The sequence below is a fragment of the Acinetobacter lwoffii genome, from assembly GCF_024129115.1.
GTDB classification, from domain to species: domain Bacteria; phylum Pseudomonadota; class Gammaproteobacteria; order Pseudomonadales; family Moraxellaceae; genus Acinetobacter; species Acinetobacter lwoffii_T.
Genome location: NZ_JAMXXO010000001.1, coordinates 151,264 through 175,272 on the forward strand (window position 1 = coordinate 151,264; position 24,009 = coordinate 175,272).

The window sequence follows — 24,009 nt, forward strand, 5'->3', positions numbered from 1 at the left end:
CTCTGTTAGTTGAATAAAAAAGAAAATTTTTGATATTTTCTATTAATTACAAATATTTATTTTAAATTTTCAAGTTAAATAAAACATGGTAATAAGGATTAAATAAAAAAGGTAACAAAATTTTATTATTAATCATTTCTTCATTATTTTTTTATATAAGCCTCATAATTCCTGGTAAATTTCCTCATAAATATAAGTGGTATTTTGCTATTTATATTGTGTTTTTTACGCATAATAGAGCTCATGAATAAATGATGAAATTTCAAAATATTGGATATGGTGGGGGATTTTTTCGATATATTTTTTGGTCTTTTAGATGAGTAAATTTCGCTTAATTATGATCTGAGAAGATAAAAATCAAATATAAAAAAATAAAAGGCCCAAATAAGAAACTTTATTTTTATTCTTTTAGAAGGTGAGAATGGATGTCCGGTTTTTCCCCCGCAGATGATGTCAGATTAAAATACCGCTCAGTATTAATTATTCGTTTCTATGGGGAGTAATCTGCTTCTGGTGCTGGAATGGCGGAGATGAGCGGAGAACTGTTCCTTGTAGTACAGAAAACGGCAGAAGACCTTTAACCAGTTTTCTAATCTTAAAAGTCAAAGTTAAGAGTCAATCAAAAGAATCAAAAACAGTCTGCAAAAATACGACTTTATGAAATCTTGTAATCAAGTATTTCATTTTGGCCTAAATAGGAGTTTTGGCAGGTCATGACATAAAACCTGAATTTGATTTTGTCCCGATTGTTGTTGAAAAATAATACAATTTTTATGCAGAAAATTATTCTGAAGCGGTTTTGATTTTTCTTGAAAAAAATGTGTTAACCTGTGCGACTACATTCAATTTTCCTGACTGAAAATAAACGAAATATTTTAAAAGTCCAGGATATTTCAGACGTAGTTTTCTGATTTGGCATCTAGCCGATTTCCTTATTTCACAGTAGAATATGCGCTCTCTCAAGTCACATTGTGGCATGGTTGTTCATACCATCCCGTGGAGCCAAAATCAGCATGTTTATCGTTGCCGGTGCACCCGCACATTCTTCTTTTAAGAAAACTCAACTATTATCGCGTTTGACGTCAATTAGTTCTGTTCAATCAATTGAAAGTCAATGGGTCTACCTCTTTGACCAAGCGCTCAGCGAGCAACAACAGCAATCCGCTTTACAGCTTCTCAACGATGGTCAATCTTTTGAATTGCACCAGGCTGCAAGTGATGAAATCCAGATTTTAGTCACACCGCGCGTCGGAACCATCTCTCCTTGGTCCTCTAAAGCGACGGACATTTTCAAAAACTGTAATACGCCGGTTCATCGACTTGAACGCGGCGTTTTGTTTACTTTGAAGGGCGTAAAAGAGCTCTCTAAAGAAGCATTGCAAGTACTTCACGACCGTATGACCGAAAGCGTATTCAATGCGATTGAAGATGCTGCGGTATTATTTGTAGAAACTGCGCCAAAACCACTGAACTCGATTGATATTCTGGGTGAAGGTAAAGAAGCACTGGTAAAAGCCAATAATGAATTTGGTTTTGCATTATCAATGGACGAAATTGATTATCTGACTGAGGCTTTCATCAAGCTAGGTCGTAATCCGAATGACATCGAACTGATGATGTTTGCGCAAGCCAACTCTGAGCACTGTCGTCATAAAATTTTTGGTTCGGAATGGACGATTGATGGTGAAGTTCAGCCATTGTCATTGTTCCAGATGATCAAGAACACCTATAAAGAATCACCAACAGATGTATTGTCGGCTTATAAAGACAACGCTTCGGTGATTGTTGGTTCGGATACCCAGCGTTTTTATCCAACTCAAGAAGACAACGGCCATCAGGTTTATAAATACAAGAGCCAGGCCGCGCATATCCTGATGAAAGTGGAAACCCACAACCATCCAACTGCGATTGCGCCATTTGCCGGTGCAGCGACAGGTTCAGGCGGTGAAATCCGTGACGAAGGCGCGACCGGTCGTGGTGGTAAGCCTAAAGCAGGTTTAACCGGCTTTACGGTATCTAACTTGAATATTCCGGGCTTTGAACAGCCTTGGGAAGAAAACTACGGCAAACCATCCCGTATGGCATCGCCGTTACAAATTATGATTGAAGGCCCATTGGGTGGTGCTGCGTTCAATAACGAATTTGGTCGTCCAGCTTTAAACGGTTACTTCCGTACCTTTGAACAAAACGTCAATGGCGATGTTAAAGGTTTCCATAAGCCCATCATGATCGCGGGTGGTTACGGAAATATCCGTCCAGATCACGTTGAAAAAGATCCGATCTTACCAGGTGATTTGCTGATCGTGCTCGGTGGTCCAGCCATGCTGATCGGTCTTGGCGGTGGTGCTGCATCTTCTGTAGATAGCGGTAAACTCGGCGAGAACCTTGATTTTGCTTCGGTACAACGTGAAAACCCGGAAATGGAACGCCGTTGCCAAGAAGTGATCGATACTTGCTGGCGCATGGAAGACCACAACCCAATCGTGTCGATACATGACGTGGGTGCGGGTGGTGTATCAAATGCCATGCCTGAACTGGTGAATGATCACGAATTAGGTGCAGTGCTGGATCTTCGTAAGATTCCATCTTTAGAACCTGGCATGTCGCCAATGGAAATCTGGTCAAACGAAGCGCAAGAGCGTTATGTATTGGCGATTCGTCCATCTTCTTTAGAATTATTTGAGTCAATCTGTGCACGTGAACGTTGCCCGTTCGCAGTACTGGGTGAAGCGACTGAAGCACGTCACTTAACCGTTGAAGATCCATTGTTCGGCAACAAACCAGTGGATATGCCAATGCAGGTGATGCTTGGCGGTACGCCACGTATGAGCCGTACCTATGAAACGATTGAACGCAAAGGCGATGACTTTGATGCGGCTAAAGTCACCGATTTAAAAGATGCGATTTATCGCGTTCTTAAAAACCCGACTGTTGCTTCTAAATCATTCCTGATCAGTATTGGTGACCGTTCAATTACCGGTATGGTCGCACGTGACCAAATGGTAGGTCGCTGGCAGGTTCCTGTCGCAGATGCTGCTGTGACTACAACAAGTCTTGTCGGTTACACTGGTGAAGCGATGGCAATGGGTGAGCGTCCTCCAGTAGCCTTGTTAAATCCTGCTGCTTCTGCACGTTTATCGGTGGCTGAATCGATCTCGAACATCATGTCTGCGAAGATTGAAAAAATCAGCGACATCAAATTGTCTGCAAACTGGATGGCTGCTGCGGGTCAACCGGGCGAAGATCAGGCATTGTTCGAAGGCGTGAAAGCCATCGGTATGGAAATGTGTCCTGCACTGGGTATCGCGATTCCAGTCGGTAAAGACTCATTGTCTATGCGTACCACCTGGAATGATGAAGGTGAAGACAAGTCTGTGACTTCTCCAATGTCGGGCGTGATCACTGCATTTGCGCCAGTGACTGATGTGCGTCAAACATTGACTCCTGAACTGAAAGATATTGAATCTATATTGGTTCGTATTGATCTGTCTAAAGGTCAGTTCCGTTTAGGCGGTTCGATTCTGGCGCAGGTATACAAAGCAATTGGTTCAGTTACTCCTGATGTGGATAGCTTCGATGACTTCAAAGCATTCTTCGCATTAGTTCAAGACTGGAACAACCGTGGTTTGATCAAGGCGTATCATGACATCGGTGATGGTGGTTTATTGGCGACTGTTGCAGAAATGATGTTCGCATCACGTCTGGGTGTTGCTCTAGAAAATCAATCAACTGCAAGCCTATTTGCTGAAGAGATTGGTGCAGTTCTACAAATTGCCAAAGCAGATTGGGAAGCATTACAAGCTGAAGTTACAGCATCTACGCTTAAAGATGCAATTGCAGTGGTTGGTAGTGTAAACAATACGGACCAATTGTCTATCAATGGTCTGGTACTTGAACGTGCTGACCTGCAAGTGGCATGGACTGAAGTTTCTCATCAAATCCAGCGCCTACGTGACAACGTACAAACTGCAGATCAGGAATTTGCCTTAATTACTGATAAAGCGCACAAAGGTATTATCGCCCAACCAACATTCGACTTGAACGAAGCGATTGAAGCACCTTTCATTAACTTGCGTCGTCCAAATATGGCAATTCTGCGTGAGCAGGGTGTGAATGGTCATATTGAAATGGCGGCAGCTTTCGACAAAGTCGGTTTCAATACCGTTGACGTCCACATGAGTGACTTGCTGGCAGGTCGTATCAGCCTGGATGATTTCGAAGGTTTGGTAACGTGTGGTGGCTTCTCGTATGGTGACGTGATGGGCGCTGGTGGGGGCTGGGCGAAATCCGTATTGTTCAATGCTAAATTGCGTGACCAGTTTGAGAAATTCTTCAACCGTCAAGAAACCTTCTCGCTCGGTATCTGTAATGGTTGTCAAATGTTGTCTCAATTGGCTCCATTAATTCCGGGTGCGGATGCTTGGCCACGTTTCCATCGCAATACGTCTGAAGTATTTGAAGCGCGAGCAGTGAACGTTCGTGTGGAAAAATCGAATTCAGTATTGTTACAAGACATGCAAGGTTCGATTCTGCCGATCGCTGTGGCGCATGGTGAAGGTCGTGCAGTTGCAACGGCGGAAAACTTTGCTGCACTGAATGCATCGAATCAGGTGGTTCTACGTTATGTCGACAGCCATGGCAATGCAACTGAACAATATCCGTTGAACCCGAATGGTTCACCGGAAGGTATTACCGGTGTAACCTCTCAGGATGGCCGTGCAACGATTATGATGCCGCACCCTGAACGTAACTTCCGCGCGCTCCAGCATTCCTGGAAACCAGAAGACTGGGATCAAGACGGTGCTTGGTTACGTATGTTCCGTAATGCACGTAAATTTATTGGCTAATTGATATAATCAAGAATTAAAAAAGCCCCGAAAGGGGCTTTTTTAATAAGCAAATTATAGATTTATAGGTGATTAGATATAGAATTGAAAAAGATTAAAAAATGAATAAAGAGTCCTCAAATGTCCGATTTAATTGAAAAAGTTTTACTTTTACAAGAATTGCTAATAGCTAGAGCTACTGATACTTATGAAAAAGGTTCTTCAGAGGCATTTATGCAGCTTAGACAAGAGTTACTGACATTTAAAAACTTTTATGAATATATTCCATTTTTTATTAAAGACACACGCACATTAGATGAATTTGAAGCTAGGATTAAGTGGGATTTTGAATCTTACGCTGAACGTGAAAATTATATTTATTCGGAATTTAAAGAATTCTTTAATGTATTAGAAAGTCTAGATGTTCCTCCATTGGATCAGGTAGTACAGTTGAAGATTGCTGAATTAAGCTCGGATTATATACATCAAATATGGCAGAAAGCATTAGAGCGAAGAAGTACAGATCCTGAAGGTGCGATTACATTAGCTCGAACACTTTTAGAATCGACCTGCAAATATATTCTTGATGAATACGAAGTCGGTTATGGCAATGCTCCAGATATAAATCAACTGTATAGATTGGTGAGTAAAGAATTAAACCTTGCTCCATCTCAACATACGGAGCAGACTTTCAAACAAATTCTCGGAGGATGTAGTTCCATCATTGAAGGTTTAGGATCATTGAGAAATAAAGTGGGTGATGCTCATGGGCAAGGTAAAATAAACTTTAAACCTTCTCCAAGACATGCAGAATTAGCAGTGAATTTGGCTGGTACAATGTCCGTGTTTTTATTCTCATCTTGGAAATTAAAACAAGGTGAATGAATTTTTTATTATAAATATTGTTTTTAAATAGTATCTTAATTTTACTGTATGGAAAAATTAAAATAAATTCACTAACATAGGATTATTCAACCACCAATTTGGTGGATTTTTGCTTTTTAAGCATTCTGATTTTTTAATTTTTTTTCTTCCTGCTGAGTTGGTTTAGATTTTGCTTTTATATTGTATATAAAGTGCTATGGTATGTTTTATGCACAACTTTATTGCACTATAAAAGAAAGATGGAATAGATCGGTTCAGTATCAATTCTCAAAGATGAGGTGATGACATGGCTAAAACACTTAGAATAATGGATAAGGCGGCAATGCGTCAGAAAGGCTGGATGTTGTTTTGTATTGTTGTAGGACTACAAATATTGTTCGTTGTGGGTAGTTACTTGCTGCAGGGTTCTTGATCATCAGCTTTAAGAAAGCCACCATTAAGGTGGCTTTATAATTTAAATAACCAATTGAACCTGCTTCAATACCGCCTTTAACGTATTTTCATAATCAAAAGCTTTATTGGTACTGTCCTGATAACGCCAAGCCACATAACCATCCGGACGAACCAGTACTGCACCAGATTCATGAATTTCAGACTTGGCATTCCAGGTTCCATACACATCACGATAGTCACGTGAACCAATCTGAGTCACATCCAGATATGGCAAATCCAATGCTTCTGCCGCCTGTTTCCAGCCTTTACCGGATAAACCTGTGCGCAGGGTAAAACGACCTTTACCCGTAATATCCAGTGTCGACTGCTTTTGACCTTTGGCATTGATCAGCCAAGTATGCGGAACTTTAGCGCCTGGGCGAGTGGTTGCCTGTAAATAAAGCTGCTCATCTTTTTCAAAAATCTCAGGCTCGGATTCTGCAATCACCGTATTGGAGCTATATCGCTGGTTCAGTTCTACACCTTGTGCATTAAATTCGAAGTTTTTAATTTCCAAAGCTTCAAATAGTTTTTGACGGATTTCAGCACCTTGCTCATCTTCCGCAAAGATACGTTCCAGCATTTGCTTCTGAGTCGTCACACCTTGATCAAAACCAAAGACTTCTTTCAGGTATTTATAATCAAAACGTGACTGGTTCGCACGCGCTACAATCTGCTTGCCGACCGGTGCACGCTCGGTGGTATAGGAATCCAGCAGGGAAGGTGCAGCCCAGCCTTTTACCGCGTATGCCAGTTTCCAGCCTAGATTAAAGGCATCCTGCATGCAGGTATTTGAACCTAGGCCACTCGATGGTGGATGACGGTGTACTGCATCACCACCACAGAACACTCGACCTTTAGAATATTCAGTGGCCCAGGTCTGGTTCACATACCAGTACGATAATTTCTGGATTTCAACTTCTTCGACTTCAGTACCAACAAAAGCATTCAGGCGGGCACGGACCTGTTCTTCAGTAACTTGTGGTTCGCCTTTGGAAATGTCAAAGCCCCAACCCATGATCCATTCATTCCATGGCGTAATGGCACGTAACAATCCCATACCGAGATCGCCAAAGCTGGCTTCAGGATTCACGATCCATTGCAGAATCGCAGGACGGTGCTGTACATATTTAGTCAAATCAGCTTTAAAGGTCACATACACTGTACCGGCACGTGCCATGACACCTTCAAGAGGTAAATCAAGCTGTTCCAATACACGAGATTTAGCACCATCCATACCCACCAGATATTTTGCTCTTAAGCTAAATTCAGTATTGGTAATGCGATTCAGGAAGGTCGCAGTCACGCCATCTTCATCTCGCACATGTGACAGGTATTCAGTATTGAAGTTATAAATTGCACCACGTTCACCGGCATTTTTCACCAGTAAAGCTTCCATTTTTGGCTGAATCAGATCGACTAATGGACATGGACTGCCTTGGATATAGTCACCATGACGTTCATCACCGGTACCCCATGCACTTAAACGGGCGATTTCTTCGCCGACCAGACTGGTGGTAATCAGGCTTTCACCCATCTGTTCCCATGGTGTTGCAATCTCTTTAACCTGTTCTTCAATACCTAAATCACGTAATACTTCCATGGCACGCTGATTGGTAATATGGGCACGTGGACTATTGGCCAGCCAGCTAAACTGGGTAAACAGTTGTACCTTGATACCATAATTCGCCAAAGCCAAACCTAATGTTGAACCTGCAGGACCGGTACCAATGATCAGAACATCAGTGTCATAGTGTTGTGTCATACAAGACTCCATGTGTATAGGTGAAGAACAAGCTATCTATATAATCAGGCAGTCTAGTAAAACAGGATCTGTTGATATAGCGATATTCATATAAACTATCGACCTATTCTTATTTGCAATACGTGGGTCATAATCTTAAGATGCTGACCTGATCAGAAACCGGGCAGGCTATGGAACTTCGACATTTACGCTATTTTATTACTGTGGCGCAGCAACAAAGTTTTACCAAGGCTGCCGAAAAACTGTTTACCGCTCAGCCGTCATTAAGCCAGCAAATTAAGGATCTGGAGCAGGAAGTAGGCGTCATGCTGTTTGATCGTTCATCCAGAAAGGTCAAACTCACCGATGAAGGGCAGGCTTTTCAGATCTATGCCGAAAAAGCACTGGAAAATGCCAAACTGGCAGTAGCAGCAGCGCGTCAGGTTGCGCAGCAGAAAAATAACCAGATTCACATTGGCTTCCTGAATGTCGCAGAAATAAAAGTGATGCCACAGATTCTGGCCCAGCTTAAAAAAACCATGCCGGACTTAAAAATCCATCTGCATAGCCTGACCTGTATGGAACAGATTCAGCGGCTAAAAAATGCTGAACTGGATTGATGTATTACCCGCTTTCATCTGGACCATCCAGATTTTGAGAATATTCATTTATTAACCGAGCAAATTTATCTGGTTGCCGCTCAGCATTTACATCCTACAGATCGAATCCTGAAATTACAGGAACTGAAAAATCACAATATGATTATGTGCGAGCAGAATGCTTCGCCCGTATTTTATGAGAAGCTGGATAAACTGCTCTGCATTGATCAACTCGAACATGAACAGCCGTTGTGGGTGACCAATGTCTTGCAACACATCAATCTGACCAATATGGGAATGGGCTTTAGTTTTGCGCCCGAATATTTACTGCGTTTTTTGAATGAGCATGTAAAAATTATCCAGACTGATCAGGCACTGCCAAAACTGGGCTTGTATGCAACATTTAACAAGAATTCCCAAAATCCTGCATTGAAGATGATTACCCAAGCGCTTAACAATACGACAAGTAACTGAATTTCAGGAAGGAATATATGTTAAAGCTGATTTATTACGTGCCGGATGAAAATCTGGAAGACACTAAGAATGCGATATTTGCAGCAGGAGCGGGTGGTATTGGTGAGTATACGGACTGCGCCTGGCAAGTTTTAGGAACTGGGCAGTTTAAACCGCAAGAAGGTGCAGATCCTCATATTGGTGAAGTGGGAAAATTGGAACAGGTGGAAGAATGGCGGGTAGAAATTCTGGTGCCTGATGAAAAGGCAGTCGATGTGGCCAAGGTGCTGAAAGAAAGTCATCCTTATGAAGAGCCAGCTTTTGAGTTTATTCAGCTTCTGGATATCAAAGTCTAAAATTGATACTCTGCTGCGGCGCGTTTAACTTAGCGCGCCGTTAATCTAGATTCAGAAACCAGCCGACCTGCTTTTGTTATTATCATTTCTTCCAGAATAATCCAAAGAAAAAATATAATAAGGAAAATAACAATGCCGTGGCCAAAACCGCTGAACAGTGCGCTTAAGAATACCCTCAGTAAATCTATCCAGTACGGTACAGAAATCCTGCATCAGCGCATTCCATATTCGCCAGATAATCCCTATCTGGAAGGTATATTTGCACCAGAGCGGCAGGAACCTTTTCCACAGATTTAAAGGTTGAAGGGCAGATTCCTGCAGAACTGGATGGTGCATTAATGCGGATTGGTCCAAATCCTATTACAGTCAAAAACCCACGCAACTATCACTGGTTTACGGGCGATGGCATGTTGCATGCGCTCAGACTGAAGGGTGGTGAGGCACATTGGTATAAAAGCAGTTATATCGGTTCTGCCAGTGTGCAGAAAAAACTTCATCGACCACAAATTCCCGGTAAAACGCGAGGTATCGCGGATGCAGTCAATACCAATGTCATCCACTTTGCCGGAAAAATCTGGGCACTGGTAGAAGCGGGTGCATATCCAGTTGAGTTGAATGCTGCACTGGAGTCAAAACGACATCATTTATTTGAAGATGATCAGGATTTTCCATTTACTGCCCATCCGCATATTGATCCTGAAACGGGCGATATTCATGCGATTTGTTATGATGCTTTAAGTCAGAACAAAGTTTTTTATTTGCAGATAGATTCAAAAGGTAAGTTGAAACATCATGTCGACATTCCAGTGAAACATGGTCCGATGATTCATGATTGTGCCATTACCAAATCTCAGGTGCTGATTCTGGATCTGAATGTGAACTTTTCTGTACGCAGTGCATTAAAGGGTTCAATGTTGCCATATCAATGGAATCCAAAACGGCAGGCACGCATTGGTATATTGCCTTTTGGCGGTAAAGCAATTGATATTCGCTGGTATGAGATTGATCCCTGTTTTATTTTTCATACCGTGAATGCTTATGAGCTGGATTCTGGTGATGTGGTTATGGATGCGGTGGTGCACTCCAAAGCATTGGTCAGTTCGATTCAGGGACCGATTGAAGATCAGGATATTCGGCTAGAACGATTCATTTTTGAACACGGTACTGGAAAAGTGGTTCGGACGATATTATCCGAGATGAAACAGGAATTCCCACGGATTAATGAAGCTTATACAGGTCGGCCTTATCGCTATGTCTACACTATTTCCTTTGGCGAGTTTGATGATCCTTCTCATGTCAGCAGCAATACTCTTTTGAGCCATGATGTGGAAACTGGCAATTCAGAAAGCTATTCTTTTGGAGAAAACTGGGTAACAGGAGAGGTGATATTCGTCGCACGGGAAGGTGCTCAAGCTGAAAATGATGGCTGGCTGATGTCTTATGTTCATGCTTTAGATGGACGCCCATCCAAAGTGGTGATTCTGGATGCACAGCATATGGCTGAAGGGCCGATTACAACCATTCATTTACCAATACGTGTACCCGTCGGGTTTCATTGTAACTGGATTGATTATCGGAAATTGAGAACAATATGAGCTTGAGTTGTTTACAGATAGCTATATAAGCAGAAGTCTACCTGAAATCAAGCGGGCTTTATCATAGGCTTACAATTGAAATTCAATTCCAGAATTCTTGATATTTTGAGACCCAATACAATTTGGTTTTTATGTCGTAGCTACCATCGGGATTCAGGGAAATGAGGTAATGAATGTCTTTGCCTCGACTACGGTTGCCTTTACCTTCAGGAACTTGGTACTTATATTTTTCTACTTCTTGAGGAGGAGTGAGTACAATACGGTTCCATGCTGTGGCTGGGATTTTTGCTACACCTTCCTGTTGCGCTGCCATTATAGCGAGTCTTTTTTCTTCTGCCTCTTCTCCACCAGCATAACGTAGTTCTTCAGGAACGCCATATCCTTTTTTATTTGCTCTTCATAAGTTAACCAAGGCGCATATTCAATAATAATTTGTTCAGGTACATAACCTTCAGGGGAAACCTTGCAGCTACTATAGGTCGTAATATATTTTTGCTTTTTTATAGCATCTGGTGTTCCTGATAAATTGCCACATTCAGGCCAGTTATTTTTGTAAACTATGCTATGGATTGGCCAATATTGATTATCCATTTCAAAGCTAATTCTATTTTTCATAGTTGGTGCTGTTACTTGACAACCATTTAAAATAAATAAACTACTCATTGTTAATATTTTTTCATTTTTTCTTTTAACTCAATTTTCTGATTTAAAGGTAAGTACCATTTCGTAATTGGTTTTTATCCAGTTAAAATGATTTATAATTTGAATTAAATAGATGATTATTTTTTAATTATAAAAGATATCTATTATTTTTGAATAGATATCTTTTATGCTAATTATTATAATATTAAGTCCTGAAATTTAAAAAAATATAATTTCCCCTGATTTTAACTCAATTTTTATATACTTTAATTTACCTTTGATTCAATTAATGCGAAGGAGCCAGATTGCGGAAAATATGCTTAAGACTATGTAGCATTTTTTCAATTTGCAACGGTGTTAAACCGTCGAAAGATTGCTCTAGTACAACAACACTAAGATCATTAATCTTTTTAATCATTTGCTGACCTTTTTCGGTTAATAATACTCGGGTAATTCGTGCATCATCCTCACAGGAATAAGTATGTACTAATCCCTCATCTTTCAGGCGATAGATGATTTTAGTGGTAGTGGACATCTTATAGATCAACATGTCAGATAAATCAGAAATACTCGCTCTATTTTTAAATTTTAATGCTAGCAAAATACGTCTGCGAGAATTGTCTAAACCGTATTTCTTTAAGGCATAGTCAACATTTTGCACATATTGGGTATGTACTTGACTAATCCAATGATAGGGTGAATCTTCTAAATTAAAATCTGTAGGAATGGATAAAAATTTACTGTACTTTTTTGTCATGGCCTCAACTCTTCTATATGTTAGGGTCTTTTTAATTTGTTTAAAAAAATGCATTTTATTTCAAAATATTTGCTATCCTGTTACAAGGTTATGAATCTTATCTTCAGTACGTCTTCACCTCCTATTTAACTTCTGTTTAAGATGAACCCTCTAATTCTTTTTTGCTTCTTCGAGCCTCTTTTTATAAAAGAACTAGAGAGCCAAAATTTCAGTCACATTTTTTTTTATTTATCTATTGTTATTATGCGAACTGATTAAATCATCTTAATGATTAAATGATCTATCACAAAAAATACCATTTTCAATTAAGAAATACTTAAATATTTGTTCCGGTTAGCATTTTTTTATTTCGGAAAATTCATCTTTCTTTTTACCTTGACTTTAATTCAGTAAGCTTAAAATAGTTTTATAAGTCTTTTTAAAATAGATTAAGATATTGTTTTATATTAATATTTAATTTTTTTATACTTTTAAAGTATAAAAAATAGCTTCATAAAAAATAGAAGAAAAATAAACTATCTTTTAAATTCCACAATAGACATTTTGTGTGATTGTGTAAAAATTTTTTAAACTTTTTAGCTCGGCTTAATTTTCGATTAAAAAGAAATTTAACTAGAGAAATCACTAAATTGGATCTTGAATTCAAAACTTATAATCAAAAAATTAATGGAAGAAGAATCGGAATTGTACATATTTTGGGTAGTGTGGAAGCTTTAAAAATATTTACTGAGCACTAGCCAAATAATGGGAAAAGACTCAATCTAAGATTTAATTTCTGGCATCTAAAATTTGCACCTGAGTAAAAAATAACTTATGAAAGGGCACTAATAAAAAATATGAAATTTCCGTTAAGATTTATCTTATATAGTTTTTAACGAATAAAGAGTGAATGATGTGACATCCATGTCACAAGAGATATACCAGATTTAAGCTATTTAATTTCTAAGATGAGAAGCTTAAACCTTCTGAATAAACAGCTCACGATCAAAACGGTACTGTGGGAAGAACACGCCATCTTCAGCACGTTCACCCGCACCAATTACCATGACTGGATACTGTTCATCATTTAATTTCAGAATTTCACGAACCATCGGCTCATCAAAACCTTCCATCATACAGCTGTCAAAACCATAAGCACGTAAAGCTAAGACCAGATTTTCACAAGCGAGCGCCGTCGTTTTGGTCGCCCACAGTTTCGCATCAGCCGGACTGAAAGCAGATACTGGCATTTGTTTATCCAATGTACGGGCAACTTTGAAAGCCACTTTCTTAAAGTTACCGAAAGCATTCAGATAACCAGTCTTATAGTTGTAAGGAATATATTTATAGTATTTCTTAATCGCGGGCGGTGCTTCAGGAAATGGAAATTCATTCACATTACGTTTCGCCATTTCATCGATACGGTCGGTACGTGCGATACAGACAATTAGCTCAGAAGCTGTTTTGGCTGCCAGTTGACTCATACAGGCTTTGACCAGACGTTTTTTCTTGCCTAGGTTTTGTACCACATAAAAAGTCCAAGGCTGCAAGTTCGACGAATTCGGGGCCAACAATGCCAGATCTAGACAGGCATCCAGAACTTCAACGGGAATAGGCTTTTTGGTAAACTTACGCACTGAACGTCGGCTTTCAATCACTTTACGAAAATTATCGACATCTATATCTTGAGGTGCAGGTTCGTAATAACGTTTCTTTTCTGGATTTGAGCTATCTGTTGTTTGGGAAGAGGTTTCGGAGTTTTGATTTGGCATACTTCAGATTCTTGGAAAAATAAAAGATTGAGGCAGTCTAAACCACCTCATTGAACTCATAAGTTTGAAAATTAGTTGAATTGTGTGAAATCAGGTTTACGTTTTTGCATAAAGGCTTGAACCGCTTCCAGCATTTCTGGCGAGCCAACACGCTGCATGAAAATTTCTGCTTCATGGTCAATCCATTCCACAATTTCATTCACATTATGTTTCATCAAGGCTTTAGATTGCACCAGTGATGCCAATGGCAGGGCAGAGAGCTGGGCAGCTTGTGCTGCTGCTTTAGTATAAACATCTTCTTCAATGCTATTCACCAGACCTGCGTCGAGTGCTTTTTCGCTATTGAATTTTTGCGCAGTCAGCAATAATTCGGCCGCTTTATGATAACCCGCTTGCTGAATCAACAGCTTGCTTGAAGCACCTTCAGGCGATAGACCCAGACTGACAAATGGAATCTGGAACAGGGCGGTATTGTCACTATAGACCAGATCACAATGCAGTAAGATCGTCACGCCAATGCCGATTGCAACACCACGCACGGCTGCAATCAATGGCTTGGAAAATTTTGCAGCAGATTTCAGTAAAACAAACGGTGGGCCTTCAGCGGCGGGTGCCTGACCTTTCTTCGCAGCAGATTTCATAAAATCCTGCATATCATTGCCCGCACTAAAGTCTGCATCCTGACCACGTAAAACGACCACACGAACTTCAGGCGCCTGATCTGCTTCATCTAAAGCTTTCGCAATCCAGAGATAAAGTTCGCTATATAACGCATTTTTCGCTTCCGGGCGATTGATGGCCAAAGTGAGTACACCATGTTCTAAATTCGCATTCAAATGCTCATGAGGTTGTTGAATACAGCTCAGTGTCATCGTACTATCCTTGCTTTAAAACTTAATTTGATTTTATGGGAATGATTATGTCGCATATTTATTGGGGCAGCACAACTCATGAGTCATAAAAAACTGATCCCTTATGAACTATACATTTGATTATCTGGTTTTCATTGGCCGTTTTCAGCCTTTTCATCTGGCACACATGCAAACCATTAACATTGCCCTGCAGCACAGTCAGAATGTGATTTTGGCTCTTGGTTCTGCACAAAATGAACGTAATATCAAGAATCCATTTTTGGCTTCGGAGCGTGAAGCCATGATCCTGTCAAATTTTAGTCCAGAAAATCGGGCTCGGATCAAATTTGTAGAAGTCATAGATGTTTATAATGATGAAAAATGGCAAAAACTGGTGAAATCGCTGGTGAATCAGGTTATTGAACCGGATGCTAAAATCGGACTGATCGGGCATTTTAAAGATGATTCTTCTTATTATTTAAAGTTTTTTCCAGAATGGGAAATGGTCGAACTTGACAGTCTTGAAGATGCCTTATCCGCCACGCCGATGCGTGAAGCTTATTATCGTGGCGAAATTCAACGGGATAAATTTCCACAAGGCACAATTGATTTTCTAGAGAATTTCCAAAAAACCACGACCTATCAGCAACTCAGTGAAAAATTTGCCCAGAATGATAAAACCAATCTAGTTTAAAAGTATCAGGTTGTTATGGGTTGATTCATGGTAGTTTGAGCATGCTGTTTCAAACATTCGCCTAAAATTTCCAGGGCAGACGACTGTTCTTTCCAGTGATGCCAATACAAGGGTACTTCAATTCGCATCTCACTTGAAAGTTCAAGCAGTCGACCTGACTCCAGCAAATCCCTGGTTTGATAGTCCGGCAGCCAGCCATATCCTAGACCCATGACAATCGCATCAAAAAATGCATGGGTCGATGGAATAAAGAAATGAGGATATTGAGCAAGGTTCAGGCCAAATTCGTGCTGAATAAATTGGGTATGGAGTTGGTCTTTTTCATTAAAAATAATGGCAGGGGCAAGGCGTAGCGCATCCCGATGTACCCCTTGATGAAACCAGTTTCGGGAAAAGTCAGGGGTGGCGACCAGACGATACTGCATCTGTCCGATCAACTCAGCCCGGCAACCTTTCATTGCCTTACTCTCTGTACTCAAACAGGCATTGACGAGACCTGCTTCTAACAGATGATGAGTCTGTGATTGATCATCTACCTGAAAATGCAGCACAATTTTATGCTGGATCAGCTGGGTTTGTAAGGTTGGTAATAGCCAGGTCGCGAGTGAATCAGCATTGGTGGCAATATTCAGGCAGTAGAAACCTTCATGTTGCAGCTGTCCACCCAAATCCTGCATCAGATTCTGTTCTAGCAAACGTTGATGCTGTAAATAATGCAATAAAGTTTGTCCTGATTGGGTCACGCGGCAAGGCCGATCTCTCACCAAAAGCAATTGTCCCAATTTTTTTTCCAGACTTTGAACACGTAGGGTCACTGCCGAGGCGGTAATATTTAGCTGTTCGGCAGCCAGATCGAAACTTCCCGTTTTTGCAACTGCATAAAAAGCCTCACATTGTTTCGCATTCAGCATAGCTGTTATCTAAAAATAATTTAGTTAAATTGATATTAACTTAGTTTTAATTAATCGCACTCATTTTGTTGAATAATTCATTTATTCAAAAAAAGGGGAATGTGATGTTTAGTTATATGGTGAGTGGTTTTGCTGTGGGAATGAGCCTGATTGTCAGTATCGGTGCACAGAATGCTTTTGTATTAAAACAAGGTTTAAAACAGCAGCATGTGTTCTGGGTCTGTGTGATTTGTGCTTTGTCTGATTCCATTTTAATTCTGCTTGGCGTACTGGGCTTTGCGCGTGTCATTGAACATTATCCGGATATTGTTATATTTTCTAAATATATTGGTGCAGGATTCCTGTTTTATTATGGTTTACACCATGCGATCAGCGCATTTAAATCAACGGAGGTTTTGGCACCAAGTGATCAGCTAACAGAACATTTTCTACAAGTACTGATGATCTGCCTGACTTTTACTTGGCTGAATCCGCATGTTTACTTAGACACAGTCATATTGATTGGATCAATTTCAACCCAATACGCCTTAGGAAAATGGTGGTTTGCTTTAGGTGCTGTCTGTGCTTCCTGGTTTTTCTTCTTTAGTTTGGGATATGGTGCAAAGATACTGACGCCTTGGTTTCAACATCCAAAAGCATGGAAAATACTGGATGCCATCATTGCTTGTACAATGTGGGGCGTCGCAGTGTCATTAATCCTCAGTATTTGATTCAGGCTACGAAAGTGGATAGATCGGTTAAGAGTTGTCTAAGTGTGTCATTTTAGATAGGTATCGAGAATGGTCAGCGCAGAAAACAACTCTTTTCATTACTGTGAGCACATGGATATTTCAGTATATATTGAGCTTAAAATAAACGATCTGTTTGGTATAAAAAATTCATAAAATCAGAATTTTATAAGATGGCGCAAGTCTCCTGTTAGCCTAGCAGGGCCACTTATAAGAGAAAAACCAGCACAAGCATTTTGTCCGTTAGTCATGAATGATTTTACAAAAACTTCAATAAACTGGTATAAAAATAACGAAAACCTGTTCGCTCAAAAACAAGAAAGTTTAGTTTCAGATTAAGCCGTGTACTTAAATCCGATCAATAAGAAATTAAACAAGGTGGATTTAAAATTGAAAACAACAATAAAAACTGGGCTCCTTAGCTTGGCGATCTGTTTAGCTTTGACCAGTCAGTCTTTTGCAAGATCATGGACCTTAACTCCCAAAAGTGATGTCGGTTTTGAGATCAAGTCAATGGGAATGACTGTGGTTAAAGCCAAGTTCAATCAGGTTCAATCCACGATGCAGTTTGACGCTAAAGCACCGCAAAATGCCTCAACCCATCTGGTCATGGATGTGGAAAGTTTAAGCTTTAGTAAGCCGCTATTTAAACATATGATTTTGGGCGAAGACCTGTTTTATGTAGAAAAATACAAGACTGTAATTTTTAAAAGTATCCAGTTTAAAGACTTGGGCAATGGCAAATACAATGTTTTAGGTCATTTAACCCTGCGTGGTGTGACCAAGCCTGTGATTTTTGAAACAACCTTTAAACCCAGTATGTCGAATGCCAACCTGCTTGATGTTCAGGCATCTGCCGTGATTAACCGTAGGGATTTTGGTATGAAAAAAGGAATTGCCGGCGTAGGGGATAAAGTGAATCTTCATCTATCAGGCCAGTGTGCAATGAACTAGGGTAGATATAAAATACTTGATGATATGAACGTTATTGTAAAAAAAGCTCGAATGGTTCGAGCTTTTGTCTATACGGTAAGCATGCAATTAAGCAGCTTGCAAAGCTTTTAAATCTTCCAGCACTTGCTCAGCATGACCGGCTGCTTTCACTTTACGGTATTCTTTCACCAGTTGACCATTATGGAAAATGAAAGTCGAACGCTCAATGCCCATCACTCGTTTGCCATACATGTTCTTTTCTTTAATCACATCAAAATGATGACACAAAATTTCTTCTTTATCGCTGATCAGATTGATACTCAAATTCTGCTTTTCAGTAAAGTTCTGATGCGCTTTTACCGAATCACGGGATACGCCAAGAATTGTGGTGTTTAAAGCATCAAACTGATCTTTTAAACAGGAAAAGCCAACTGCCTGAGTGGTACAGCCTGGCGTAGAATCTTTAGGATAAAAATAAATCACCAGCCATTCTGTATTCAACTGGGTTAAATTGATTTCGCCTGTCGTCGCAGGAAAATTCTGGTCAAGCAAACTAATTTCAGACATAAAAACTCCTGTTTTCTTTAAATTTTTTTAAAAAAATAAGCCACACTATAGTGGCTTATTTTATCAAAGAATAAGCAGATCTTATTTCTTTGGTGCCGCTTGAGCTGATTTCATTGCTTCTTCAGTCAAAGTTTTCAGTTTGCCTGTTAACTGTGGACCAAAGCATGCTTGAAGATCTTTATTCTGCTTCTGTACAAAAGCTAAAGTGCCTGGGCTTTTCTTCTGGTTAATAGTGCTTTGAATTTCCCATTTTTGTGCATTGGTTAATTTGCCATCTGCTTCAATAGCACAACCACAATATTTGCTGACTTCAGCAGATGTCAATTTTTTGCTTTTGCCAGTTTCATTTTTACAAACATTGATCAATGCAGATTTTACATTGGTGCTTTTATAAGCTTGTTGTAATTTGTCATCAGCCGCTTGAGCCGTAGTTGCGAACATAGCAGCAGCTGAAACAATTGCTGAAAGCACGATGCTTGATTTTAAATTCTTCATAAACTCTACCTTGTTATTACGGTATATAACGTGTCGGGTCTTCAACACCTGCGTCCGCAAAACCCTGTTTACGTAAACGACAACTGTCGCATTTGCCACAGGCACGTCCTTGGTCATCTGCTTGATAGCATGACACCGTTTGACTGTAGTCTACGCCATGTTCAATACCTAAGCGAATGATATTTGCTTTGGATAAATGTAACAAAGGTGTTTCAAATTTGAGCGCCTGACCCTCTACGCCAACCTTGGTTGCAAGGCGTGCCATGTTGGCAAATGCCTCGATAAATTCCGGACGGCAATCCGGATAACCGGAGTAATCAACCGCATTAATTCCGATGACAATCGCTTCAGCTTCGAACACTTCAGCTGCTGCTAAGGCGTAAGACAAGAAGATAGTATTACGTGCCGGAACATAGGTAATCGGAATGCCAGCCTGTTCATGGTCGGGCACCTCAATACTATGATCGGTAAGGGCTGAGCCACCCAGATTACCCAGATCAATATTGATCACTCTATGTTCCACACCCGCACGTTGCGTTAAAGCTTTTGCTGCATCCAGCTCGGTCGTTGAACGCTGACCATATCGAAAACTGAGTGCGATACATTCATAGCGTGCCTGCGCCCAAGCCAGACATGTTGTTGAGTCTAATCCGCCAGATAACAGGACAATGGCACGAGGGCGCATAAGCTGATTCTCCAAAAAAAATACTTTACAAAAAATTAACGACCAGTTTCATCATTCCATAACAACTTGTGTAGCTGTAACTGGAAACGAACAGGGAGATGGTCTTCTAAAATCCACTGAGCCAAATCACTTGCCAGTGGTGGTAAACGAACCGCACCTTTTTCAACCGCAAATGCAGGCGAAAACCAAACTGTACTCACTTTGTCTTGAAGTTGGTACAGTTCTAACTGCTGCTTTGACCATTCATAATCTTCACGATTGCATATCACAAACTTGATTTGATCATGTGCAGTTAAATGATCGAGATTAGAAAGCAAATTCCGTGCAACTTCACCTGAAGTTGGTGTTTTTAAATCGAGGACTTTGGAAACACGTGAATCCACTTTGGACACATCTAAAGCGCCACTAGTTTCAAGTGAAACTTCGCATCCTAAATCTGCCAGTCGCTGCATCAGGGGTAGGGCATTGGGCTGCGCCAGTGGTTCACCACCGGTCACACAGACATAAGGGGTTTTAAAATCAAGCGTGGTCTGGATAATATCGTCCAGAGACTGACGCTCACCGCCTTCAAAGGAATAGGTGGTATCACAATAGCTACAACGTAATGGACAACCGGTTAAACGGATAAATACCGTTGGTAGTCCTGCGGCATTGGCTTCACCTTGCAATGAATAGAAAATCTCCGTAATGCGTAAACCCGCAGACGGATCAGAGACAGGAATTGCGGAAGATCGAAGCGTATTCATAACAAAACTAACCAATGAGAAATAAATAACCGGGTATAAAAATAAAAATCCCTACGATTATTACTAATCGTAGAGACGAGGAGCAGTTGAAGCTCCGAGGAACACAAATGTGTCCTCTAAGTTAAGACATCTTAGTCTTCACGTAATAGATCGTTCAGACTTGTTTTAGAACGAGTTTGTGCATCAACTTTTTTCACGATGATGGCAGCATACAGGCTGTAAGTGCCACACTTAGAAGGGAGGCTACCAGCAACAACGACTGAACCTGCTGGTACACGGCCGTAGTGGATTTCGCCGGTGGAACGGTCATAAATCTTGGTTGATTGACCAATGAATACACCCATTGAAATCACAGAACCTTCTTCAACGATTACGCCTTCCACGATTTCAGAACGTGCACCGATAAAGCAGTTATCTTCAATAATGGTTGGATTCGCTTGAAGCGGTTCAAGCACACCACCAATACCTACACCACCTGACAAGTGGACATTTTTACCAATTTGTGCACATGAACCTACAGTTGCCCAAGTATCAACCATCGTGCCTTCATCTACATAAGCACCGATGTTGACATAAGAAGGCATCAAGATCACGCCTTTGGCCTGGAAAGAACCTTTACGTGCGACAGCAGGTGGTACGACACGTACACCAGCAGCCTTGAATTGTTCTTCAGTCCAACCTGAGAATTTAGTCTCTACTTTGTCATAGAAACGAAGATCACAAGCTTCCATTGGTTTGTTGTCGTTTAATTTAAATGATAACAATACCGCTTTTTTAATCCATTGATGAACAACCCATTCACCATCGATTTTTTCAGCAACACGTAAAGTACCATTGTCTAGACCAGCAATTACTTCCTCTACTGCTTGACGAATTTCAGCAGAGCAATCTGCAGCTGTAAAATTCGCACGGTCTTCAAACGCTTGTTCAATGATTGTTGAAAGCTGCGACATGATCTTCCTTCCAGAAAAAAATTTTCTAGATTTTACACTATATTGCAGGAAAAATAGTTGAAAGCACTAAAAATAGATGAAAAATAACCAGAAGTGTAGAAAGCGTGAAATTATTAAAGTGATAAGTGTACTTTTTCATTATGTTGAAATGTAGGAGAAGTGTTAGAAAACACTTGGTTCTCAACAAGAAAAATTAATTTGTATCAAAAAATAACAAAAGATGAGCAAAATGTGAATAAAAAATATTTTTTAAGTCCTTTATATTGAGCCTATCACGAATAACTAATGATCAAAATAAGTTCTTTTGAGGAGAGAAATAATGAAATCTTTACATAATATTTTAGCAGTATCAGTCTTAGCTCTAGCAGCGGGTTCTGCGATGGCTGCTGATGAAACAATCGTAACAGATGAAGGCGTTGCTGAATTCTCTTTCTTTAAACCTGCAGCTGTTCGTGCTGAAGTCGGTACTACCGGTTATGGTGGTGCACTTTCATGGAACGTGAACCCATATGTTGGTGTGACTTTAGGTTATAATGGTGGTGACATCTCTTGGTCTGATGACTTGTCAATCAATGGTTCTAAATATGACCTGGATATGGACAATAACCTGACCTATTTAAACGCTGAGATTCGTCCTTGGGCGAACTGGTTCTATATGGCAGCTGGTGTAGCATATGTGGATAATGATTATGAATTAGATCGTCGAATTGCCGGTGGTGAAGATTTTTCTGTAAATGGTGTTGATTTTACCGCCGTAGGAGATGCAAGAATTAATGGTAAATTATCTTACAAAAATAATATCGCACCTTATGTAGGGATTGGTTTTTCTCCGGCGATCACCAATCGTTGGGGTGTATTTGGTGAAATCGGTGCCTATTATAATGGCAATCCTACTGTTAACTTAACGGCAACTGGTGCAGCAACAAGTAATCCACTTGAAACAGGTGTAATCGCGGATTTTAATGATCAAGTGGAACGTGAAGAACGTAATATCCGTGATGACAATGAATACGAATGGCTACCAGTGGCTAAACTGGGTGTAAGCTTCCGCTTCTAAGTTTTAGTCTCATAAAAAAAACGAGCTTCGGCTCGTTTTTTGTTTTTTAGAATAATTTTAAAAGTGATAGCCCAGTTTAAAACCTAGGATCCAGGCACTGTTATCAGAAACTGCAGATAAACCTGCAATCTGTGGCGTAATAGGTGCGGATGAGGAAATTTCAGGTTTTTGAAACTTTAAATAATATAGTCCTGTAGCAATATCCCAGATTTCTTGAATCTTATAAAGATGACCTAGTCCGATGCCCCAATAGCCATCACTCGGATTCAAGGTTGAAGCCGGATTTCCTGTACCAGAATCCCATAAGAGTTCGATGGAATTTATGCCAAAAGAAGGCCATTGATGGGCAAGTCCGATTTTGCCAGACCATTGATCCTCACGATAATCAATCATTCTGAAAGGTTTTACTTCCGGAAACTGTAAGGCCGCATAGTCAATTACAGCGCCAAATTTAGGCGGCTGGATCACGAAATTTTGCCAGTTCGACCAACGCAGCGTGCCATAGAGCGCATTTTGATCAGTTAAAGCTGTCTGAAAATCCAAGTTCACAGACTGTGGAGTTTGAATTTCTGTATAAGGTGCTGGATTCGTACCTACAACAATCGATTCAGTGGTTTTATTGTGATGAGTGATTGCAGAACGATAGGTCAGTGCGGTTCTAAAAAAATATTCTGGAATTTGATAACTGATTCCTGCAAGCCAGCCCCAAGCGGGATCTCGTTCAAATGTGGCCCGATAACCATTGAATACATAAAATGTCTGCCCAGCTAAATATAAATTTCCTTCTAAACTCTGATAACTTAGCCCTGTATAAAAATTCCAGTCATCGTTTGGTTGAAAGCCAATTAATGAGGTCAAATTATGGCTCTCAAATTGAATGGTAGCAGCCTCAATTTGAAGTGCTGCACCTGCAAAAACAGGATCATAACGATAAGCGATATCTATAGAATAAGGTTGATCGTAAATCAGTCCCCACGACACTTGAGGATTCAACTGGAATTTTAATGCTGCATTGGAGATCAATTGGTTATGGGCAAGATTTCCTGTTGAAAAATCGGTGATGCCTAATTGTTGCAGCTCTTTGGTATGTTGTACCTGACCGCTGATATCAGGGCGAACCCAAGCCAGTGAAACTTCAGCATAATGATTTTTTTCAAAAAACGATTGGATGCTTTGGTTAGATTGTTCAAACGCTGCTGCATAACCTGACCCAGAGAAAAACAAGCTCATGGAGAAAAGAGCAAATTTATTATTGATCATCTTGGTATAATTCAATTTATTATGCACGTGATTATGCTTGATATTTGTACTTTTTATCTACTCAAAAAATAAAAAAAGAGGCGGTGTAG

Annotated in this window: 21 protein-coding genes and 2 pseudogenes; 10 read left to right on the forward strand and 13 right to left on the reverse strand. The window is 40.2% G+C overall.

Features of this window, described 5'->3' with window-relative positions:
- The first annotated feature begins 1,013 nt into the window (after positions 1-1,013).
- From purL to NI470_RS15740, 3 genes are all read left to right on the forward strand, one after another.
- A complete protein-coding gene (purL, locus tag NI470_RS00720) occupies positions 1,014-4,847 on the forward strand; it encodes a phosphoribosylformylglycinamidine synthase (protein WP_253147601.1) in 3,834 nt (1,277 codons plus the stop codon).
- Between the two features lie 120 nt (positions 4,848-4,967).
- Positions 4,968-5,711 (forward strand): abortive infection family protein, encoded by a 744-nt coding sequence (locus NI470_RS00725; RefSeq protein ID WP_005097594.1) that lies wholly within the window; start codon positions 4,968-4,970, stop codon positions 5,709-5,711.
- 286 nt (positions 5,712-5,997) lie between these two features.
- On the forward strand, positions 5,998-6,123 hold the full coding sequence (locus NI470_RS15740; RefSeq protein WP_004645654.1) for a KGW motif small protein: 126 nt from the start codon (positions 5,998-6,000) through the stop codon (positions 6,121-6,123).
- A 42-nt stretch (positions 6,124-6,165) separates the two neighbouring features.
- Here NI470_RS15740 and NI470_RS00735 read toward each other — a convergent pair whose 3' ends face one another.
- The gene (locus NI470_RS00735; protein WP_253147600.1) at positions 6,166-7,908 is read right to left on the reverse strand and encodes an FAD-dependent monooxygenase; all 1,743 of its coding nucleotides are present in this window, start codon (positions 7,906-7,908) and stop codon (positions 6,166-6,168) included.
- A 170-nt stretch (positions 7,909-8,078) separates the two neighbouring features.
- Here NI470_RS00735 and NI470_RS15745 point away from each other — a divergent pair.
- From NI470_RS15745 to NI470_RS00760, 3 genes and pseudogenes are all read left to right on the forward strand, one after another.
- A pseudogene (locus tag NI470_RS15745) lies at positions 8,079-8,960 on the forward strand (LysR family transcriptional regulator).
- A gap of 17 nt (positions 8,961-8,977) precedes the next feature.
- Positions 8,978-9,295: a YqfO family protein gene (locus NI470_RS00750; protein ID WP_005247560.1), complete on the forward strand. Its 318-nt coding sequence runs from the start codon at positions 8,978-8,980 to the stop codon at positions 9,293-9,295.
- A 132-nt stretch (positions 9,296-9,427) separates the two neighbouring features.
- Positions 9,428-10,890: pseudogene (locus tag NI470_RS00760) on the forward strand (carotenoid oxygenase family protein).
- A gap of 82 nt (positions 10,891-10,972) precedes the next feature.
- Here NI470_RS00760 and NI470_RS00765 read toward each other — a convergent pair.
- The 5 genes from NI470_RS00765 to NI470_RS00785 all read right to left on the reverse strand — a co-directional run bounded on the left by NI470_RS00765 (position 10,973) and on the right by NI470_RS00785 (position 14,912).
- Positions 10,973-11,203, reverse strand: coding sequence for a hypothetical protein (locus NI470_RS00765; RefSeq protein WP_253147597.1), 231 nt, complete (start codon positions 11,201-11,203; stop codon positions 10,973-10,975).
- Positions 11,203-11,553, reverse strand: coding sequence for a hypothetical protein (locus tag NI470_RS00770; RefSeq protein ID WP_253147596.1), 351 nt, complete (start codon positions 11,551-11,553; stop codon positions 11,203-11,205). Before NI470_RS00770 ends, NI470_RS00765 begins: the two co-directional genes overlap by 1 nt.
- Before the next feature lie 265 nt (positions 11,554-11,818).
- Positions 11,819-12,289, reverse strand: coding sequence for a MarR family winged helix-turn-helix transcriptional regulator (locus NI470_RS00775; RefSeq protein ID WP_085064150.1), 471 nt, complete (start codon positions 12,287-12,289; stop codon positions 11,819-11,821).
- A 956-nt stretch (positions 12,290-13,245) separates the two neighbouring features.
- Entirely contained in the window at positions 13,246-14,040 is a 795-nt protein-coding gene (locus NI470_RS00780; RefSeq protein ID WP_253147595.1) for a nitroreductase family protein, read from the reverse strand.
- A gap of 71 nt (positions 14,041-14,111) precedes the next feature.
- The gene (locus NI470_RS00785) at positions 14,112-14,912 is read right to left on the reverse strand and encodes an enoyl-CoA hydratase-related protein (RefSeq protein ID WP_004731699.1); all 801 of its coding nucleotides are present in this window, start codon (positions 14,910-14,912) and stop codon (positions 14,112-14,114) included.
- Between the two features lie 103 nt (positions 14,913-15,015).
- On the opposite strand from NI470_RS00785, the gene NI470_RS00790 reads away from it, so the two are divergent.
- Entirely contained in the window at positions 15,016-15,585 is a 570-nt protein-coding gene (locus NI470_RS00790; protein ID WP_253147594.1) for a nicotinate-nicotinamide nucleotide adenylyltransferase, read from the forward strand.
- A gap of 5 nt (positions 15,586-15,590) precedes the next feature.
- Here NI470_RS00790 and NI470_RS00795 read toward each other — a convergent pair whose 3' ends face one another.
- Complete coding sequence (locus NI470_RS00795) at positions 15,591-16,496, reverse strand: LysR family transcriptional regulator ArgP (protein WP_004645644.1); 906 nt, start codon at positions 16,494-16,496, stop codon at positions 15,591-15,593.
- Positions 16,497-16,600: 104 nt separating this feature from the next.
- Here NI470_RS00795 and NI470_RS00800 point away from each other — a divergent pair, with 104 nt between their 5' ends.
- Both NI470_RS00800 and NI470_RS00805 read left to right on the forward strand, forming a co-directional pair.
- On the forward strand, positions 16,601-17,206 hold the full coding sequence (locus NI470_RS00800; protein WP_253147593.1) for a LysE/ArgO family amino acid transporter: 606 nt from the start codon (positions 16,601-16,603) through the stop codon (positions 17,204-17,206).
- 408 nt (positions 17,207-17,614) lie between these two features.
- Positions 17,615-18,178 (forward strand): YceI family protein, encoded by a 564-nt coding sequence (locus tag NI470_RS00805; protein ID WP_253147592.1) that lies wholly within the window; start codon positions 17,615-17,617, stop codon positions 18,176-18,178.
- An 87-nt stretch (positions 18,179-18,265) separates the two neighbouring features.
- Here the strand turns inward: NI470_RS00805 and NI470_RS00810 are convergent, their stop codons facing one another.
- The 5 genes from NI470_RS00810 to dapD form a co-directional block, all read right to left on the reverse strand.
- Positions 18,266-18,724: a peroxiredoxin gene (locus tag NI470_RS00810; RefSeq protein WP_253147591.1), complete on the reverse strand. Its 459-nt coding sequence runs from the start codon at positions 18,722-18,724 to the stop codon at positions 18,266-18,268.
- 81 nt (positions 18,725-18,805) lie between these two features.
- Positions 18,806-19,219, reverse strand: a complete 414-nt coding sequence (locus NI470_RS00815; RefSeq protein ID WP_004645640.1) for a hypothetical protein — start codon at positions 19,217-19,219, stop codon at positions 18,806-18,808.
- A gap of 16 nt (positions 19,220-19,235) precedes the next feature.
- Positions 19,236-19,904, reverse strand: a complete 669-nt coding sequence (queC, locus tag NI470_RS00820; protein ID WP_004731688.1) for a 7-cyano-7-deazaguanine synthase QueC — start codon at positions 19,902-19,904, stop codon at positions 19,236-19,238.
- Between the two features lie 35 nt (positions 19,905-19,939).
- Positions 19,940-20,650: a 7-carboxy-7-deazaguanine synthase QueE gene (gene queE / locus NI470_RS00825; protein WP_253147590.1), complete on the reverse strand. Its 711-nt coding sequence runs from the start codon at positions 20,648-20,650 to the stop codon at positions 19,940-19,942.
- Between the two features lie 131 nt (positions 20,651-20,781).
- Entirely contained in the window at positions 20,782-21,603 is an 822-nt protein-coding gene (gene dapD / locus NI470_RS00830; protein ID WP_253147589.1) for a 2,3,4,5-tetrahydropyridine-2,6-dicarboxylate N-succinyltransferase, read from the reverse strand.
- A gap of 319 nt (positions 21,604-21,922) precedes the next feature.
- Between dapD and carO the strand changes: the two genes are divergently transcribed.
- Positions 21,923-22,660, forward strand: coding sequence for an ornithine uptake porin CarO (carO, locus tag NI470_RS00835; RefSeq protein WP_253147588.1), 738 nt, complete (start codon positions 21,923-21,925; stop codon positions 22,658-22,660).
- A 57-nt stretch (positions 22,661-22,717) separates the two neighbouring features.
- On the opposite strand, the gene NI470_RS00840 is transcribed toward carO, so the two are convergent.
- Complete coding sequence (locus NI470_RS00840) at positions 22,718-23,947, reverse strand: OmpP1/FadL family transporter (RefSeq protein WP_253147587.1); 1,230 nt, start codon at positions 23,945-23,947, stop codon at positions 22,718-22,720.
- Between the last annotated feature and the right edge of the window lie 62 nt (positions 23,948-24,009).